We start from the raw sequence: 15,057 nt of genomic DNA, 5'->3' as shown, positions 1-15,057 counted from the left end.
GCCAGCCGCTCGATGCCCTGCTGATCCAGCTCAACTGGATCCTGCGGGGCTGGTGCGCCTACTTCCGGCCCGGGGTGTCCAGTGTGACCTTCAAGTACCTGAGCTCCTACGCATGGGCTCGGGTCATGAAATGGTTGTTCAGGAAGCACCGCCGGATCACCGTGAAGGACCTGCGCCGCCGTTTCTGCGGCGGTGGCTGGTGGCCAGGCACCGAGGACAGAAAGCTGTTCAATCCCGCGAAGGTCAGCACAACGCGCTACCGGTATCGGGGAACAGTTATTCCAACTCCGTGGCCGACCACGGGATGAGGAGCAACCCCGGTTTCCTGAACGGGGCTCGTGGAGCGCCCGTTGCGGTGAAAGTCGCACGGCGGGTGCGGGAAGCGGTCCGGGGAAACGGTGCGGTCGCAAGACCGCAGCCGCGCCCCGGGCCGACTTCACTACTACGTGCTGGCCGAGGGCTTGAACGTGATCCTGGTCAACGCTCGGCAGGTCAAGAACCTGCCCGGCCGCAAGACGGACGTCTCGGACGCGGCCTGGCTGGCCCAGCTCGGCGCCCACGGCCTGGTGAGGCCCTCGTTCGTGCCGCCCGAGCCGGTGCGCGAGTTGCGGGACCTGACCCGGGCCCGCACCCGGATGACCGGCGAACGCGGGAAGATCGTGCAGCGGCTGGAGAAGCTGCTGGAGGACACCGGCATCAAGCTCGCCGCGGTCGCCTCCGACATCATGGGCGTCTCCGGCCGGGCCATGCTGGAGGCCCTCATCGACGGGGAAGGCGACCCGCAGATCCTCGCGGAGATGGCCAAGCGCAAGCTCCGCAACAAGATCCCCGAACTCACCGAGGCCCTGACCGGTCGCTTCCGTGACCACCACGCGTTCCTGACGAGGCTGTATCTGGACCAGTACGACCAGCTCACCGGCGCCATCAGGCAACTGGACGAGCGGATCGAGGAGGCGATGGCCCCCTTTCGCCCCGCCCTCGACCTGCTCGACACCATCCCCGGGATCAACCAGGCCACAGCCGAAGTGATCATCGCAGAGACCGGCGGGGACATGGCCCGGTTCGCCTCCGCCAAACACCTCGCGTCCTGGGCCGGGGTCTGCCCCGGCCACCACGAGTCCGCCGGCCGCGCCAAGAACACCAAGGTCCGCCCCGGCAACCCGTATCTCAAGGGCGCCCTCGGGCTCGCGGCCTTCGGCGCGGTAAGAACCAAGGGCACCTACCTGCAGGCCCGCTACAAACGGCTGACCTCACGCCGCGGCCCGCTCAAAGCCCTGGTCGCCGTCGAGCACTCGATCATCACCGCGATCTGGCACATGCTCACCGACAACGTCCCCTACCACGAGCTCGGCGGCGACTACTTCACCCAACGCGACCCCGAACGCGCCACCCGCCGCGCGATCAACGCCCTCAACCAGCTCGGCTACACCGTCACCCTCAACCCGATCGAAAGCGCAGCCTGAGCACCGCACGGTCCGGACACCCGGCGGCCCACTGAGACCACCGGGCATCCAGCCATGCACACACCCATCCTGACCTGCTGTTTATTTACGCGTCAGACGGCCTATCGGACTGGCTCGAGAATGGCGACGCACTCCACGTGATGCGTCATCGGGAACAGGTCGAACGCCCTGAGCGTCCGCACCTGGTACCCGCCTTCCCGGAAATACGCCAAGTCCCGTGCCAGCGCGGCCGGATCGCAGGCCACGTAGGCGATGCGGCGCGCGCCCAGGGTCGAGAGATGGGCGACCGTGCTGCGGCCCGCGCCAGTACGGGGCGGGTCCAGGACGATCAGGTCGACCTCCGTGATGCCGGTGCGCGGCAGGACCGACTCGACCTTGCCCTGTTCGATCCGGACGCGGTCGAAGTCCGCCAGGTTGTGCCGGGCGTCCTCCACCGCGCGCTTGCCGGACTCGATGCCGAGCACCGCGCCCTTGTCGCCCAGCCGGTCGGCGAGCGCGCCCGCGAAGAGGCCGACGCCGCAGTACAGGTCCAGCGCCATCTCACCCTTGCGGGGCAGCAGCCCCTGCATCACGGCCGTCACCAGCGTGTCCGCCGCCTTCGGATGGACCTGCCAGAAGCCGCCGCCGCCCACGCGATGGGTACGGCCGTCGGCACGTTCGCGGACGAAGGGCCGGCCGTGGACACGGTGGACACCACCCGTCTTCTCGTCGACCCGCAGGACCGACACCGGCCGGTCCAGCTCCACCAGCGGCAGTCGCGCGCCCGGCTTCGGCGTGAGGATCACCTGGCGGTCCTGCGAGCCCGTCGCGGCGATCGCCTCGACCGAGTCCATGCCCGTCCAGTCCCGCTTCTCGATGCCCAGCTCACTGACACCCTCGGCGGCGATCATGCAGTGGTCGACCGGTTCCACCTCGTGCGAGCGGTGCCTGCGCAGGCCCGCCTTTCCGGAGGGGTCCACCGCGTACTGCACCCGGGTGCGCCACTGCGGCACCTCGCCCGCCGGAACCTTGTCGCCCTCGGCCGGCACCACCGTGCCGTCCCAGCCCGCCTCCTCGGGAGTGAGGCCGGCGAGCCGCTGCAGTTGCTCGGCGATCACCTCGCCCTTGAGGCGGCGCTGCGCGCCCGGCTTGGCGTGCTGCCAGTCGCAGCCGCCGCAGCGACCGGGACCCGCGTACGGGCAGGGTGCCTCGATGCGGTCCTTGGAGGCTTCCAGCACGCGCACCGCGTCCGCGCGCAGGAAGCGGGCGCCCTCCTCGCCCTCCGTCACCCTCGCCACGACTCGCTCGCCCGGCAGCGTGTGCCGGACGAAGAGGACTTGGCCGGCCTCCGTACGGGCGATGCAGTGGCCACCGTGGGCGACGGGGCCGATCTCGACCTCGTACTCCTCCCCCACCAGCGATTTCTTCGGTTCTGCCTGCATGGCGGGACGACTCCAGATACGAGAGGGGGGACGACTGCGAGACCGGCACGGCCGGACGACAGCCCACCAGTCTACGTGGGTGCGACCCGGCCGTTCACCACAGTGGCCTCAGCCCTGCGAAGACGACGTCTCCCTGGCCCGTTCCTCCGCCGGGCCCCGGCGCACCGCACCCGGAGCGTTCCAGTCCTGCCGCTTGCGGGCCCTGAGTTTCGCGGCCTCCGAGGACTGCAGCTGATACGGGACCGAGGTCACCATGACGCCCGGTGTGAACAGCAGCCGGCCCTTGAGCCGCAGCGCGCTCTGGTTGTGCAGCAGGTGTTCGTACCAGCGGCCCACCACGTACTCGGGGATGATCACGGACACGGCGTCGCGCGGGGACTCGCGGCGCAGGCTCTTCACGTACTCGATCACCGGTCGGGTGATCTCGCGGTAGGGCGAGTCCAGGATCTTCAGCGGCACATCGATGGCACGCCGCTCCCACTCGTCCTTCAGCGCCTTGGTCTCCGCCGGGTCGACGTTGACGCTGAGCGCCTCCAGGGTGTCCGTGCGCAGCAGTTTTGCGTAGGCGAGGGCGCGCAGCGTGGGCCGGTGGATCTTGGAGATGAGCACCACCGAGTGGACCCGCGACGGGCGGACGCTGTCGTCGCTGGGGCCCTCGGGGGCCACGAGCTCCTCCGCGACGCTGTCGTAGTGCCTGCGGATCGCGGTCATCGTCGCGTAGAAGATGCACATGCCGAGCAGAGCGACCCAGGCGCCGTGCGTGAACTTCGTGACGAGGACGACGACCAGGACCAGGCCGGTGAAGAAGGCGCCGAAGGTGTTGATGGCACGGGAGCGCACCATGTGACGGCGCTTGGCCGGGTCCCGCTCGATGGCCAGGTGACGGTTCCAGTGTCTGACCATGCCGGTCTGGCTGAGCGTGAACGAGACGAACACGCCGACGATGTACAGCTGGATCAGCCGGGTCGAGTCCGCGCCGTAGATGAAGATCAGCAGGCTTGCCGCGCCGGCGAGCAGCACGATGCCGTTGGAGAAGGCGAGGCGGTCGCCGCGGGTGTGCAGCTGGCGCGGCAGATAGCGGTCCTGGGCGAGGATCGAGCCGAGCAGCGGGAAGCCGTTGTACGCGGTGTTCGCGGCGAGGAACAGCACCAGCGCGGTCGCCGCCGCGAGCACGATGAACAGGAAACTGCCCTTGCCGAAGACGGCCTCGGCGACCTGCGAGATCACCGGGTTCTGCACATAGCCGGAGCCCAGCGCCACACCGTGATGGAGCAGGTCGGCGGCGGGGTCCTCGGCCATGTGGACCTTGGTGGTCATGGCCAGCGCGATGATGCCGCAGAACATGGTGACGGCGAGCAGGCCCATCATCGCCAGCGTGGTCGCCGCGTTCCTCGACTTGGGCTTGCGGAAGGCCGGGACGCCGTTGGAGATCGCCTCGACACCGGTGAGCGCCGCGCAGCCGGAGGAGAAGGCGCGCAGCAGCAGGAACACCAGCGCGAAGCCGGCCAGGCCCTGGTGCTCGGCCCTGATCTCGTACGAGGCCGTGGGCGCCCGCATGGTGTCGCCGAGCACCAGCCCGCGGAACGCCCCCCACACGATCATGATGAAGACGCCCGCGACGAAGACGTACGTCGGAATGGCGAACAGCGTGCCGGACTCCTTGACCCCACGCAGGTTCATCAGCGTGAGGAGCACGACCACGGCGACCGCGCAGAGCACTTTGTGTTCGACGACGAACGGGATCGCGGAGCCCAGGTTCTCGATGCCCGAGGAGATCGACACAGCGACCGTGAGCACATAGTCGACAAGCAGCGCGCTGGCGACGGTGAGGCCGGCCTTGGGGCCAAGGTTGGTGGTCGCCACCTCGTAGTCGCCGCCGCCGCTCGGGTAGGCGTGCACGTTCTGCCGGTAGGAGGCGACCACGGTGAACATCAGCACGACGACCGCGACCGCGATCCAGGGGCTGAAGTGGTAGGCCGACACGCCCGCGATGGACAGGACCAGCAGCACCTCTCCGGGCGCGTAGGCCACGGAGGACAGGGGGTCGGAGGCGAAGACGGGGAGGGCGATGCGCTTGGGCAGCAGCGTTTCCCCGAGCCGGTCACTGCGCAGGGCGCGCCCGATGAGGATGCGTTTGGGCACGTCGGTCAGTTTGGACACAACAGAGGATCGTAAGGGCTCCTACTGGGAGCCCTCCACCCGCTGAGGGAGATCTGCCTCACGAATGCGACCGCACAGCGGCCAGGCTGCGGATTCCGCAGGTGACCGGTCGCGCACGGGTCGACGGCGAACTCCCGTCCGCTGCCGCCGCCGGACACTTCTCCGCACACGACCGCGCAATGCCCCGGCACCGCGGCGGCACTCGCCGGCGCCGGATTCCTGACTCTTCCCCGGTGCTCGCGGCACCGGCTCCCGCACAGCGCACAAAGCGGTCCGGCGCGTGTCACAGGGGTGCCCCGGGCAGACCGCGCATGTGTAGCTTGGTCGGCGGTCTGAGACCCTGTCTTTGGCGTTTCGACTGAGCCGTGACCATTGACATCGGAAGGACGGTCGTGCACATCGTCATCATGGGCTGCGGAAGAGTGGGATCCGCTCTTGCCCAGACCCTGGAGCAACAGGGGCACACGGTCGCCGTGATCGACCAGGACCCCACCGCCTTCCGACGACTGGGCTCCGGGTTCGGCGGCCGTCGTGTCACCGGAGTCGGCTTCGACCAGGACACCCTGCGCGAGGCGGGCATCGAGGAGGCCGGCGCCTTCGCCGCCGTCTCCAGCGGCGACAACTCGAACATCATCGCCGCGCGCGTGGCACGCGAGATGTTCGGCATCGAGAACGTCGCGGCCCGTATCTACGACCCCCGCCGCGCCGAGGTCTACCAGCGGCTCGGCATCCCGACCGTCGCCACGGTCCGCTGGACCGCGGACCAGATGCTGCGCCGGCTGCTGCCGTCGGGTGCCGAGCCGCTGTGGCGGGACCCCACCGGCGGTGTCCAGCTCGCCGAGGTGCACGCCTCGCCGAAATGGGTCGGCCACAAGATCAGCAGGCTGCAGGAGGAGACGGGTGTCCGCGTGGCGTTCCTCACCAGGCTGGGCGAGACGATGCTGCCGACGTCCCAGACGGTGCTGCAGGAAGGCGACCTGGTGCACGTGATGATGCGGACGGACGACGTCGAGAAGGTCGAGGCGTCGTTCGCCGAGGGTCCTGAAAGGGAGGGCGGTCACTGATGAGGGTCGCCATTGCCGGAGCCGGTGCCGTGGGCCGTTCGATCGCGGGCGAGCTCCTGGAGAACGGGCATGAGGTCCTGCTGATCGACAAGGCGCCGACCGCGATCTCGGTGGAGCGCGTGCCCCAGGCGGAGTGGCTGCTGGCCGACGCCTGCGAGATCACGTCCCTGGACGAGGCGGCGCTGCAGCGCTGCAACGTGGTGATCGCCGCGACGGGCGACGACAAGGTGAACCTGGTCGTCTCCCTGCTGGCCAAGACCGAGTACGGCGTCCCGCGCGTCGTCGCCCGGGTGAACAACCCCAAGAACGAGTGGCTGTTCAACGAGGCATGGGGCGTCGACGTGGCGGTCTCCACGCCGCGTCTGATGTCGGCGCTGGTGGAGGAGGCGGTGAGCGTCGGCGACCTGGTCCGGCTGCTCCGCTTCAGCCACGGCGACGCCAACCTGGTCGAGCTCACGCTGCCCCCGGAGTCGGCCCTGGCCGGCACGCAGGTCGGCGACGTGCAGTGGCCGGAGGACACGTCCCTGGTGACGATCATCCGCGGCACCCGGGTCCTGACCCCGTCGCGGGAGGACTCGCTGGAAGCGGGCGACGAGCTGCTGTTCGTGGCGGCCCAGGCCCGTGAGGAGCAGCTGGAGGAACTGCTCTCGGTGCGGCGCGAGGACGCCTAGTCCGGATCGCGGTCGACGCGGGGCCCCGGACGGGTCCGGGGCCCCGCGTCGGTCCGTCGTCCGGCGTTCGAGAAGGAAACCGTTCAGGGCGAAGGGGCCCCGGGGGCGCGGCCCCCGCTGCGGGGCGACGCAGGCGGGAGTCCGGCGACAGAGCTCAGGACTGCCGGCGATGCCGGCCCGCGGAGGCCTCGTGTTCCCCCACCGCGACCGTCCGTTCCTTCTCGGCCTTCTCCTCCGCCTCCATCTCCGCGAAGACGTCGATCGGCGGCGGTGCCTTCGCCAGGAACACCCAGGTGAGCCAGACGGCGAGCAGGAACGGCGGGATCTTCAGTGTGACCAGCACCCAGCCGAGCTGGGCGGTGTTGGCCCACCAGTACAGGGGGAAGAGGATCGCGCACTTGGCGAGCAGGATCAGTCCCCAGGCCCAGCTGGCCTTGGCGTAGGCCTTCTTGCGTCCCGGGTTGCGGGTGCGCCAGGAGAGGTTCTCCTTGAAGACCGGGCCGAGGATCAGGCCGATCAGGGGGACTCCGGCGAGCGTGGTGATGATGTAGGCGAGGGCCAGGCCGAGGGTGTAGAGCATGCCCGGCAGATAGAAGTCCTTGGCGTTGCCGGTCATCATCGCGAAGACCACGCCGAACGCCACACCGAACACACCGCTGAAGGCGTGCTTGACGGTGTCCCTTCTGACGAGGCGTACCACCACCAGCAGCAGCGACACCGCGAGCGCGGCGATCGCCGACAGGTGCAGGTCCTTGTTGATCGTGAAGATGGTGACGAACAGGAGGCCCGGCACCACGGTCTCGACCATGCCGCGGACCCCGCCGAACGCCTCGAAGAGCGCGGCCTCCGTCACCGCCCGCGAATCGTGCTGGGCGTCTTCGGTCGGCTTCTCGAGTGACGTCACCGGCTACTCCCGTCCGAGTGGTCTGAGTTCGTACTTCGGGTTGAACAGGACTCTGCGGCCCCGGCTCATCGAGATCCGGCCCGACGCGATCAGCTTGCGTCCCGGCTCGATCCCGACGATGGAGCGCCTGCCCAGCCACACCACGTCCAGGGCCGCCGAACCGTCGAACAGCTCGGCTTCCAGCGCCGGCACACCGGCCCGCGGGCGCAGCGTGACCGTGCGCAACGTACCAGTAACCGTGACGATCTGCCGGTCGTGGCAGTCCCCGATCCGCGTACAGCCGGTGGTCTCGGCGTCCTCCCGCAGTTCCTCCGAATCCAGCTCCTCCTGCGAGGAGGAGAGACGGTCGAGCATGCGGCGGAGCCGGCCGACCGGCCTTTCGGAGCGGGGGACAGCAGTCATACCGAAAGCCTACCGGGGGACGCCTCGCACCGGCGTACCCGAGGCACCGCCCAGGCGGCCCGGCTCACTTCTCGAACCGGTAGCCCATGCCGGGTTCGGTGATGAAGTGCTTCGGGTGCGAGGGGTCAGTCTCCAGCTTCCGTCGCAGCTGGGCCATGTAGACCCGCAGATAGTTGGTCTCCGTCCCGTACGACGGCCCCCATACCTCCTGCAGCAGCTGCTTCTGGCTGACCAGGCGCCCGGTGTTGCGGACGAGCACCTCCAGCAGATGCCACTCCGTGGGGGTGAGGCGTACGTCCTTGCCGTCGCGGTTGACCTTCTTCGCGGCCAGGTCGACGGTGAAGCCGTCGGTCTCCACCATCACGTCGTCGTCACCGCCGCCGGTCGGCTCGGCGCGGCGGACGGCGGCGCGCAGACGGGCCAGCAGCTCGTCCATGCCGAACGGCTTGGTGACGTAATCGTCGGCGCCCGCATCGAGCGCCTCGACCTTCTCGTCCGAGGAGTGGCGTGCGGACAGCACCAGGATCGGCACCCGGGTCCAGCCGCGCAGGCCCTTGATCACCTCGACGCCGTCCATGTCCGGCAGCCCGAGGTCCAGCACCACGACATCGGGGTGGCGGGCGGCGGCGAGCTGGAGTGCAGTCGCGCCGTCGGGGGCCGCGTCGACCTCGTACTTGCGCGCCTTCAGGTTGATCACGAGGGCGCGCACGATCTGCGGCTCGTCGTCGACCACGAGCACCCGGGTCATGTGGTTTGCCTTTCTGGTTCAGCGAGTCGTTCGGGGCCGAGAACACTTTCCACGGCCCGAAGTGTGAGCACCATCGTGAGCCCGCCGCCGGGGGTGTCCTCGGCGGTCAGGGTGCCGCCCATGGCCTCGGCGAAGCCGCGGGCGACCGCCAGGCCTAGGCCGACGCCGGCACCGCGCGGAGCGTCACCGTACCGCTGGAAGGGCTCGAAGATCCGTTCCTTCGCTTCGTCGGGCACACCCGGACCGCGGTCGACGACACGGACCTCCACGCGGTCGGCGAGGGCGCTCGCCGAGACCACCACCGGCGTCCCCAGGGGGCCGTACTTGACCGCGTTCTCGACGAGGTTGGCGACCGTGCGCTCCAGGAGTCCGGCGTCCACCTCGACCATCGGCAGGGTCTCCGGGATGTCCAGTTCCACGCTGTCCTCGGGCACTCCGCCGAGCGCCATCGGAACGACCTCGTCCAGGTCGACCTCCCGGATCAGCGGGGTGACGGTACCGGTCTGCAGCCGGGACATGTCCAGCAGGTTGCCCACCAGGTGGTCGAGCCGGTCGGCCCCTTCCTCGATCGCCGCGAGCAACTCGGCGCGGTCCTCGTCCGACCACTCCACGTCGTCCGACCTGAGCGAGGTGACCGAGGCCTTGATGCCCGCGAGCGGGGTGCGCAGGTCATGGCTGACGGCCGCCAGCAGGGCGGTGCGGATCCGGTTGCCCTCGGCCAGCGCGCGGGCCTGTTCGGCCTCCTGCCGCAGGCGCTGGCGGTCCAGGGCCACCGTCGCCTGGGCGGCGAAGGCGGCCAGCACCCGGCGGTCCGAGGCGGGCAGTACCCGCCCGGACAGCACCAGCGCCATGTTGTCGCCCACCGGCACGTCCACGTCGGCGTCCTCCGGCCGTCCGGTCGGCGCGCCCTGGCCCACGCTGCCCGCGCAGGTCCAGGGATCGAGCTCGCTGGTGCGTTCCAGCACCGCCGCCGACTCCATGCCGAAGGTCTCGCGCACCCGTTCAAGGATCTCGTCCAGGCTGGTCTCACCGCGCAGCACACTGCCCGCGAGGAGGGAGAGGATCTCCGACTCGGCGCGCAGCCGTGCCGCCTGGTGGGTGCGCCGGGCCGCGAGATCCACCACCGAGGCCACCGACACGGCGACGCCGACGAAGATCACGATGGCGACGATGTTCCTCGGGTCGGCGATCGTCAGCCGGTGCAGCGGGGGCGTGTAGTAGTAGTTCAGCAGCAGGGAGCCCAGCGCGGCCGAGGCGAGCGCCGGGAAGAGCCCCCCGAGCAGGGCCGCCGCCACGGTCAGGGCCAGGAACAGCAGCATGTCGTTGGCGAGACCGAGGTGCACGGCGATCAGCAGCAGGGCCAGCACGACCGGCCCGACGACGCCGACCAGCCAGCCCGCCAGGATGCGCGTACGGCCGAGGCGCGCCCCGCGGGTCACCGGGAGACCGCGTCCCTTGGCGACCTCCTCGTGGGTGACGATGTGCACGTCGAGGTCGGGGCCGGACTCGCGGGCGACCGTCGCACCGACACCGGGTCCGAAGATGTACTGCCAGGTCTTGCGGCGCGAGGAGCCGAGCACGATCTGGGTCGCGTTCACGCCGCGGGCGAAGTCCAGCAGCGCCGCGGGTATGTCCTCGCCCACCACATGGTGGAAGGTGCCGCCCAGATCCTCGACGAGGGTGCGCTGGACGGCGAGCTCCTTCGGCGAGGCCGAGGTGAGCCCGTCGGTGCGGGAGATGTAGACGGCCAGCACCTCGCCGCCTGCGCCCTTCTCCGCGAGCCGCGCGGCCCGGCGGATCAGCGTCCGCCCCTCGGGGCCGCCGGTGAGCCCGACCACGATCCGCTCGCGCGAACCCCAGATCTTCGACACCTGGTGCTCACTGCGGTACGCGGTCAGGTACTCGTCGACCCGGTCCGCCACCCACAGCAGGGCCAGCTCACGCAGGGCGGTCAGGTTTCCGGGCCGGAAGTAGTTGGACAGGGCCGCGTCGACCTTGTCCGGTTTGTAGATGTTGCCGTGCGCCATCCGGCGGCGCAGCGCCTGGGGCGACATGTCGACCAGCTCGATCTGGTCCGCGCGCCGCACCACTTCGTCGGGTACGGTCTCGCGCTGCCGTATGCCGGTTATGGACTCGACGACGTCGCCGAGGGACTCCAGGTGCTGGATGTTGACGGTCGAGACCACATCGATCCCCGCGGCCAGCAGCTCCTCGACGTCCTGCCAGCGCTTAGCATTGCGTGAGCCGGGAATGTTCGTGTGGGCGAGCTCGTCCACCAGGGCGACGGCGGGGGCACGACGCAGGACCGCGTCCACGTCCATCTCGGTGAAGACCGAGCCGCGGTGGACCAGCTCCTTGCGGGGTATCTGCTCCAGGCCGTGCAGCATCACCGCCGTGCGCGGGCGGTCGTGGTGCTCGACGAAGGCCACCACGCAGTCCGTGCCGCGCTCGACGCGCCGGTGTGCCTCGGACAGCATGGCGTATGTCTTGCCCACGCCGGGTGCCGCACCGAGGTAGATCCGAAGCTTGCCGCGTCCCATGGCCCCATTGTCTTCCCATCACACCTGCGTACGCTGCGTCGACTTTACGGCCAATAATCACGGCAAATGGGACGGGGCGCCTCGGCCAGGGCCGCTTTGACGCAACCCTGATGCGTCCGCCGAGCCCCGCGGACGGTACGGCGGCCGGGCTCCGAGGCAGCGGAGCCACGGCCGCCGTACGCGGATCAGGAGGGGTTGTCCCCGTGCGTGAGGGTCTCCCAGGCCACGAAGAGGTTGTTGCTGCCGGCCGGTCGGGTCCGCTCGCGTTGGCCGGTGACCATAGGTACAGACCAACTGGCCGTCAAGGGGCCGCACACGAAGAGGCCGTACCCCCTGCGGGGTACGGCCTCGTGTCGGTTGTGTACGTGAAGCTGTCAGCGGACCTCGGTGATCTCGGGTCCGCGCTGCAACTGGCCCATGCCGCCCGAGAAGCGGGAGCCCTCCTCCTGCTGGACGCCCTCGGGCACCATCTGCGCGTCGTTGGGCAGCTTCAGGACGATCGGATCGCGGGGCGCCATCGGGCCCTCGCCGCGGACCACGACCGTGTCCCTGAAGATCTGTTCGAGCAGGCCCGCTGCCTGCGGCTGCACGGCACCCTGACCGGAGATCACACCGCGCAGGAACCAGCGGGGACCATCCACACCGATGAACCGGACGACCTGGAATCCGCCCGTGCCATCCGGCAGCTGCACCGGTACCTGAGCGCGCAGCTCCCAGCCCAGCGGTCCCTCGACCTCGTCGACGATGCCGCCCTGCTGGGTGATGCCGCTGGCGATCTCCTCGCGCACCTCGCCCCAGATGCCCTCGCGCTTGGGCGCGGCGAAGGCCTGCAGCTGGACGGCGCTGTCCCGCAGGACGACGGTGGCCGCGACAATCGCGTCTCCCGCGACCTCGACCCGCAGCTCCATGCCCTCGACCCCGGGCACGAGCAGACCGCCGAGATCCACCCGGCCCTCGCCGGGCTCCCGGACCTCGGTGCTGTCCCAGGGGCCGTCGGGCCGGGGCTCCGGTTCGAGCCTCACGCGCTCGTGCTCGGCCTCTTCGTCCGCCTCAGTGTCGACACCGTCGACGACCTGCTCGGCCTCGCCGGCCGCGTCCTCGGCGGCATCCTTCTTGTTGCGACGTCCGAACACGTCACTGTCCTTCCCGGTCGGATACGACCGAAGCGTATCGATTCCCACCCGTTGTGCCGCCCATTGCGGCGTGACCGCCGGTGGACCCGAAGCCCCCTGCGGCCCGCGCCGAGTCGGGAAGCTCCGCCACCTCCTGGAAGCGGACCCTCTCGACCTGCTGGACGACCAATTGGGCGATCCGGTCGAAGCGCTCGAACCGCACGGACTCGCGCGGGTCGAGATTCACCACGATCACCTTGATCTCCCCACGGTACCCGGCATCAACCGTCCCCGGGGCATTCACGAGGGCGACACCGCAGCGGGCGGCGAGACCGGACCGTGGATGCACGAAGGCCGCGTACCCCTCGGGGAGCGCCACAGACACACCCGTGGGCAGTACGGCCCGCTCTCCCGGCTCGAGCTCGCAGCTTTCCGTGGTGCGCAGATCGGCTCCGGCGTCGCCGGGATGCGCGTACGCCGGAAGCGGTACGTCGGGGTCGAGGCGCCGGATCAGCACGTTCACGGGGTCGCTGCTCATGGATTCACCTCGAAGGCTCGTGCGCGCCGGAGCCGGTCCGGGTCGTTCATGGCCGCCTGGATCTCATCGGGGCGGCCGTTGTCGATGAAGTGGTCGACCTTCACCTCGATGAAGAGGGCCTCCGCCCGGACGGCCACGGGCCCGTCCGGGCCGCCGATCCGCCCGGTCGCCCTCGAATAGATCTTCCGTCCGGCCACCGCCGTCACCTCGGCCTCCAGATACAGGACGGTATCCACGGGGACCGGCCGGACGAAGTCGGTCTCCAGCCGTCCCGTCACCGCGATGGTGCGCAGCAGCCAGTTCAGGGAGCCGAGGGTCTCGTCCAGGGCGGTGGCGAGGACCCCGCCGTGGGCCAGGCCGGGCGCGCCCTGGTGTGCGGGCTGGACGGTGAACTCGGCGGTGATGGAGACGCCCTCACCGGCCCGCGCCTGCAGGTGCAGCCCGTGAGGCTGCTCTCCCCCGCATCCGAAGCACTGCCCGTAGTGGGCGCCGAGGAGTTCACCCGGCGCCGGGGCATCGGGGTGCCGTACGGGCGCCACGGCGTGGTCGGGAGGCGTCAGAGCTGCGGAAGTACCACTCACAGGCGCAGACCTTACCCGCGCGTGAGCGCGCTTCGGACACCGTGCCAAGCTTGGTTTCATGCAGCTCTCCGCGCCGCCGTACGAAGAACGTCTCACCGCGCCGCGGTCCTGGTGGCTGATGTGCCTCCTGACCGGTGTCGCGCTGGCCCTGATCCTGCTCCCCTTCGGCACGTTGCCGCTGCTCGGCGGGCTGGTCGGCGGCACCGCCGCCGCGGCGGTGGTGGCGAGCTCGTACGGCTCCCTCCGCATCCGCGTGGTGGGCGACTCGCTGATCGCCGGCGAGGCGAAGATCCCGGTGTCGGCGCTCGGCGACTCGGAGATCCTGGACGCGGAGGAGGCCCGTGCCTGGCGCACCCACAAGGCCAACACGCGCGCCTTCATGCTCCTGCGCGCCTACATCCCGACCGCTCTCAAGGTCGAGGTGACGGACCCGCAGGACCCGACGCCGTACCTGTATCTGTCGACCAGGGAGCCGGAGAAGCTGGCAGCCGCGATCAAGGCGGCCCGGGCGCGGGGGTGACAGCGGGACCGCGCCGGCCCGTCAGTACCCCGGCGGCAGGGCGTCCTTCGGCTGCTCCAGCGGCGGCAGCTCCGGCAGGGCCTCCCACGGCACCTGCACCTTGCGCAGGTCCGACCGGACGCGATCCGCGAGCCGTCGGGTGTCCTGCCCGTTCATGACCGCCCCCACCGCGGCGCCCACCAGGAAGGGCATGAGACTGGGCAGGTCGCGCACCACCCGCTTCATGATCTGCTGTCGCAGTCTGCGCTTCACCTGACCACCGAGGGCCGTGTCTATGGTCGACGGCCTGGTCACGTCGATGCCGCGCTCGCCCGACCACGAGCGCAGATAGGCGGTACTGCGCTGGGCGAGGTTCCCGGCCGGCCGCCGCCCGTACACCTCGTGCAGTTCGGCGATCAGCTTGATCTCGACCCCGGCGACTCCGGTGATCTCCGCGGCCAGTTCGGTCGGCATGGCAGGCGGCACGGGCAGCATCGCCGCGGCCCCGATGCCGGCCCCGACCGTAGCCGTCCCCCTCGCCGCGCCCGCGACCAGCTTGTCGGCCAGTTCCTCGGGCCCGAGGCCGGGGAACTGCCTGCGGAGCGCCGCGAGGTCACGGACGGGGATCCGCGGGGCCGTCTCGATGACCCGGTCGGTGAGGTTGACCAGGGCCACCTTGGCCCAGCCACCGCCCTTGCGGACGCCTTCCTGGACCCCGTCCCGGACGGCGGCCGCACGGCGCTGCCACACGGGTACCGGCGGTCGGGCCGGTACCTCGGGCCCTTCCGGGGCCGTGGAGGCTTGTGCCGGTTCGAGCGAGGCTGCTCCCGGATCGGAAGAGCCCCGCTCGTCGTCACGTGCGCCACGGGAACCCTCGGAGGGCTCCAGGTCCGCTCCCTTGTGCGGGAAGCGGCGCTTCCGAGGAGGGGTCGAGCCAGTCACGGCCGACCCGTC

The 15,057-nt window shown here is 70.2% G+C and carries 14 protein-coding genes and 1 pseudogene; 5 read left to right on the top strand and 10 right to left on the bottom strand.

What is annotated here, in order from left to right:
- Together ACWDA7_RS28430 and ACWDA7_RS28425 are read left to right on the top strand one after the other, a co-directional pair.
- A partial coding sequence (locus ACWDA7_RS28430) for a group II intron maturase-specific domain-containing protein (protein ID WP_450607520.1) occupies positions 1 to 308 on the top strand: 308 nt, incomplete at its 5' end.
- A gap of 123 nt (positions 309 to 431) precedes the next feature.
- Positions 432 to 1,463: pseudogene (locus tag ACWDA7_RS28425) on the top strand (IS110 family transposase); the annotation flags it as partial.
- Between the two features lie 101 nt (positions 1,464 to 1,564).
- Here ACWDA7_RS28425 and ACWDA7_RS28420 read toward each other — a convergent pair.
- Positions 1,565 to 2,884 (bottom strand): class I SAM-dependent RNA methyltransferase, encoded by a 1,320-nt coding sequence (locus ACWDA7_RS28420; RefSeq protein ID WP_450607518.1) that lies wholly within the window; start codon positions 2,882 to 2,884, stop codon positions 1,565 to 1,567.
- A gap of 108 nt (positions 2,885 to 2,992) precedes the next feature.
- Positions 2,993 to 5,044: an APC family permease gene (locus ACWDA7_RS28415; protein ID WP_450607516.1), complete on the bottom strand. Its 2,052-nt coding sequence runs from the start codon at positions 5,042 to 5,044 to the stop codon at positions 2,993 to 2,995.
- A 392-nt stretch (positions 5,045 to 5,436) separates the two neighbouring features.
- Here ACWDA7_RS28415 and ACWDA7_RS28410 point away from each other — a divergent pair, with 392 nt between their 5' ends.
- Both ACWDA7_RS28410 and ACWDA7_RS28405 read left to right on the top strand, forming a co-directional pair.
- Complete coding sequence (locus tag ACWDA7_RS28410; protein WP_450607524.1) at positions 5,437 to 6,108, top strand: potassium channel family protein; 672 nt, start codon at positions 5,437 to 5,439, stop codon at positions 6,106 to 6,108.
- Positions 6,108 to 6,779, top strand: coding sequence for a potassium channel family protein (locus ACWDA7_RS28405; RefSeq protein ID WP_359394627.1), 672 nt, complete (start codon positions 6,108 to 6,110; stop codon positions 6,777 to 6,779). The genes ACWDA7_RS28410 and ACWDA7_RS28405 overlap by 1 nt, the downstream gene beginning before the upstream one ends.
- 154 nt (positions 6,780 to 6,933) lie before the next feature.
- On the opposite strand, the gene ACWDA7_RS28400 is transcribed toward ACWDA7_RS28405, so the two are convergent.
- The 7 genes from ACWDA7_RS28400 to ACWDA7_RS28370 all read right to left on the bottom strand — a co-directional run bounded on the left by ACWDA7_RS28400 (position 6,934) and on the right by ACWDA7_RS28370 (position 13,604).
- Positions 6,934 to 7,683 (bottom strand): DUF3159 domain-containing protein, encoded by a 750-nt coding sequence (locus ACWDA7_RS28400; RefSeq protein ID WP_450607514.1) that lies wholly within the window; start codon positions 7,681 to 7,683, stop codon positions 6,934 to 6,936.
- Between the two features lie 3 nt (positions 7,684 to 7,686).
- On the bottom strand, positions 7,687 to 8,085 hold the full coding sequence (locus tag ACWDA7_RS28395; RefSeq protein WP_433130456.1) for an OB-fold nucleic acid binding domain-containing protein: 399 nt from the start codon (positions 8,083 to 8,085) through the stop codon (positions 7,687 to 7,689).
- Positions 8,086 to 8,149: 64 nt separating this feature from the next.
- Positions 8,150 to 8,833: a response regulator gene (locus ACWDA7_RS28390; RefSeq protein WP_360989728.1), complete on the bottom strand. Its 684-nt coding sequence runs from the start codon at positions 8,831 to 8,833 to the stop codon at positions 8,150 to 8,152.
- Complete coding sequence (locus ACWDA7_RS28385; RefSeq protein ID WP_450607511.1) at positions 8,830 to 11,373, bottom strand: ATP-binding protein; 2,544 nt, start codon at positions 11,371 to 11,373, stop codon at positions 8,830 to 8,832. Before ACWDA7_RS28385 ends, ACWDA7_RS28390 begins: the two co-directional genes overlap by 4 nt.
- A 374-nt stretch (positions 11,374 to 11,747) precedes the next feature.
- Positions 11,748 to 12,506: a DUF3710 domain-containing protein gene (locus tag ACWDA7_RS28380; RefSeq protein ID WP_450607509.1), complete on the bottom strand. Its 759-nt coding sequence runs from the start codon at positions 12,504 to 12,506 to the stop codon at positions 11,748 to 11,750.
- A gap of 1 nt (position 12,507) precedes the next feature.
- On the bottom strand, positions 12,508 to 13,023 hold the full coding sequence (gene dut / locus ACWDA7_RS28375; protein ID WP_450607507.1) for a dUTP diphosphatase: 516 nt from the start codon (positions 13,021 to 13,023) through the stop codon (positions 12,508 to 12,510).
- Positions 13,020 to 13,604, bottom strand: coding sequence for a PaaI family thioesterase (locus ACWDA7_RS28370; protein WP_450607505.1), 585 nt, complete (start codon positions 13,602 to 13,604; stop codon positions 13,020 to 13,022). The genes dut and ACWDA7_RS28370 overlap by 4 nt, the downstream gene beginning before the upstream one ends.
- 58 nt (positions 13,605 to 13,662) lie before the next feature.
- Between ACWDA7_RS28370 and ACWDA7_RS28365 the strand changes: the two genes are divergently transcribed.
- Complete coding sequence (locus ACWDA7_RS28365; RefSeq protein ID WP_450607504.1) at positions 13,663 to 14,124, top strand: DUF3093 domain-containing protein; 462 nt, start codon at positions 13,663 to 13,665, stop codon at positions 14,122 to 14,124.
- A 21-nt stretch (positions 14,125 to 14,145) separates the two neighbouring features.
- Here the strand turns inward: ACWDA7_RS28365 and ACWDA7_RS28360 are convergent, their stop codons facing one another.
- On the bottom strand, positions 14,146 to 15,045 hold the full coding sequence (locus ACWDA7_RS28360; protein WP_450607502.1) for a hypothetical protein: 900 nt from the start codon (positions 15,043 to 15,045) through the stop codon (positions 14,146 to 14,148).
- Positions 15,046 to 15,057: the final 12 nt, after the last annotated feature.

Source organism: Streptomyces sp. NPDC001156, assembly GCF_053598275.1.
This window is presented reverse-complemented; position numbering and strand designations above follow the sequence as displayed.

Excerpts from the sequence above, each read along its gene's own strand:
- dut (WP_450607507.1), bottom strand. The coding sequence starts at position 13,023 with ATGAGCAGCGACCCCGTGAACGTGCTGATCCGGCGCCTCGACCCCGAC.
- ACWDA7_RS28390 (WP_360989728.1), bottom strand. The coding sequence starts at position 8,833 with ATGACCCGGGTGCTCGTGGTCGACGACGAGCCGCAGATCGTGCGCGCC.
- ACWDA7_RS28385 (WP_450607511.1), bottom strand. The coding sequence starts at position 11,373 with ATGGGACGCGGCAAGCTTCGGATCTACCTCGGTGCGGCACCCGGCGTG.
- ACWDA7_RS28365 (WP_450607504.1), top strand. The coding sequence starts at position 13,663 with ATGCAGCTCTCCGCGCCGCCGTACGAAGAACGTCTCACCGCGCCGCGG.
- ACWDA7_RS28420 (WP_450607518.1), bottom strand. The coding sequence starts at position 2,884 with ATGCAGGCAGAACCGAAGAAATCGCTGGTGGGGGAGGAGTACGAGGTC.
- ACWDA7_RS28405 (WP_359394627.1), top strand. The coding sequence starts at position 6,108 with ATGAGGGTCGCCATTGCCGGAGCCGGTGCCGTGGGCCGTTCGATCGCG.
- ACWDA7_RS28395 (WP_433130456.1), bottom strand. The coding sequence starts at position 8,085 with ATGACTGCTGTCCCCCGCTCCGAAAGGCCGGTCGGCCGGCTCCGCCGC.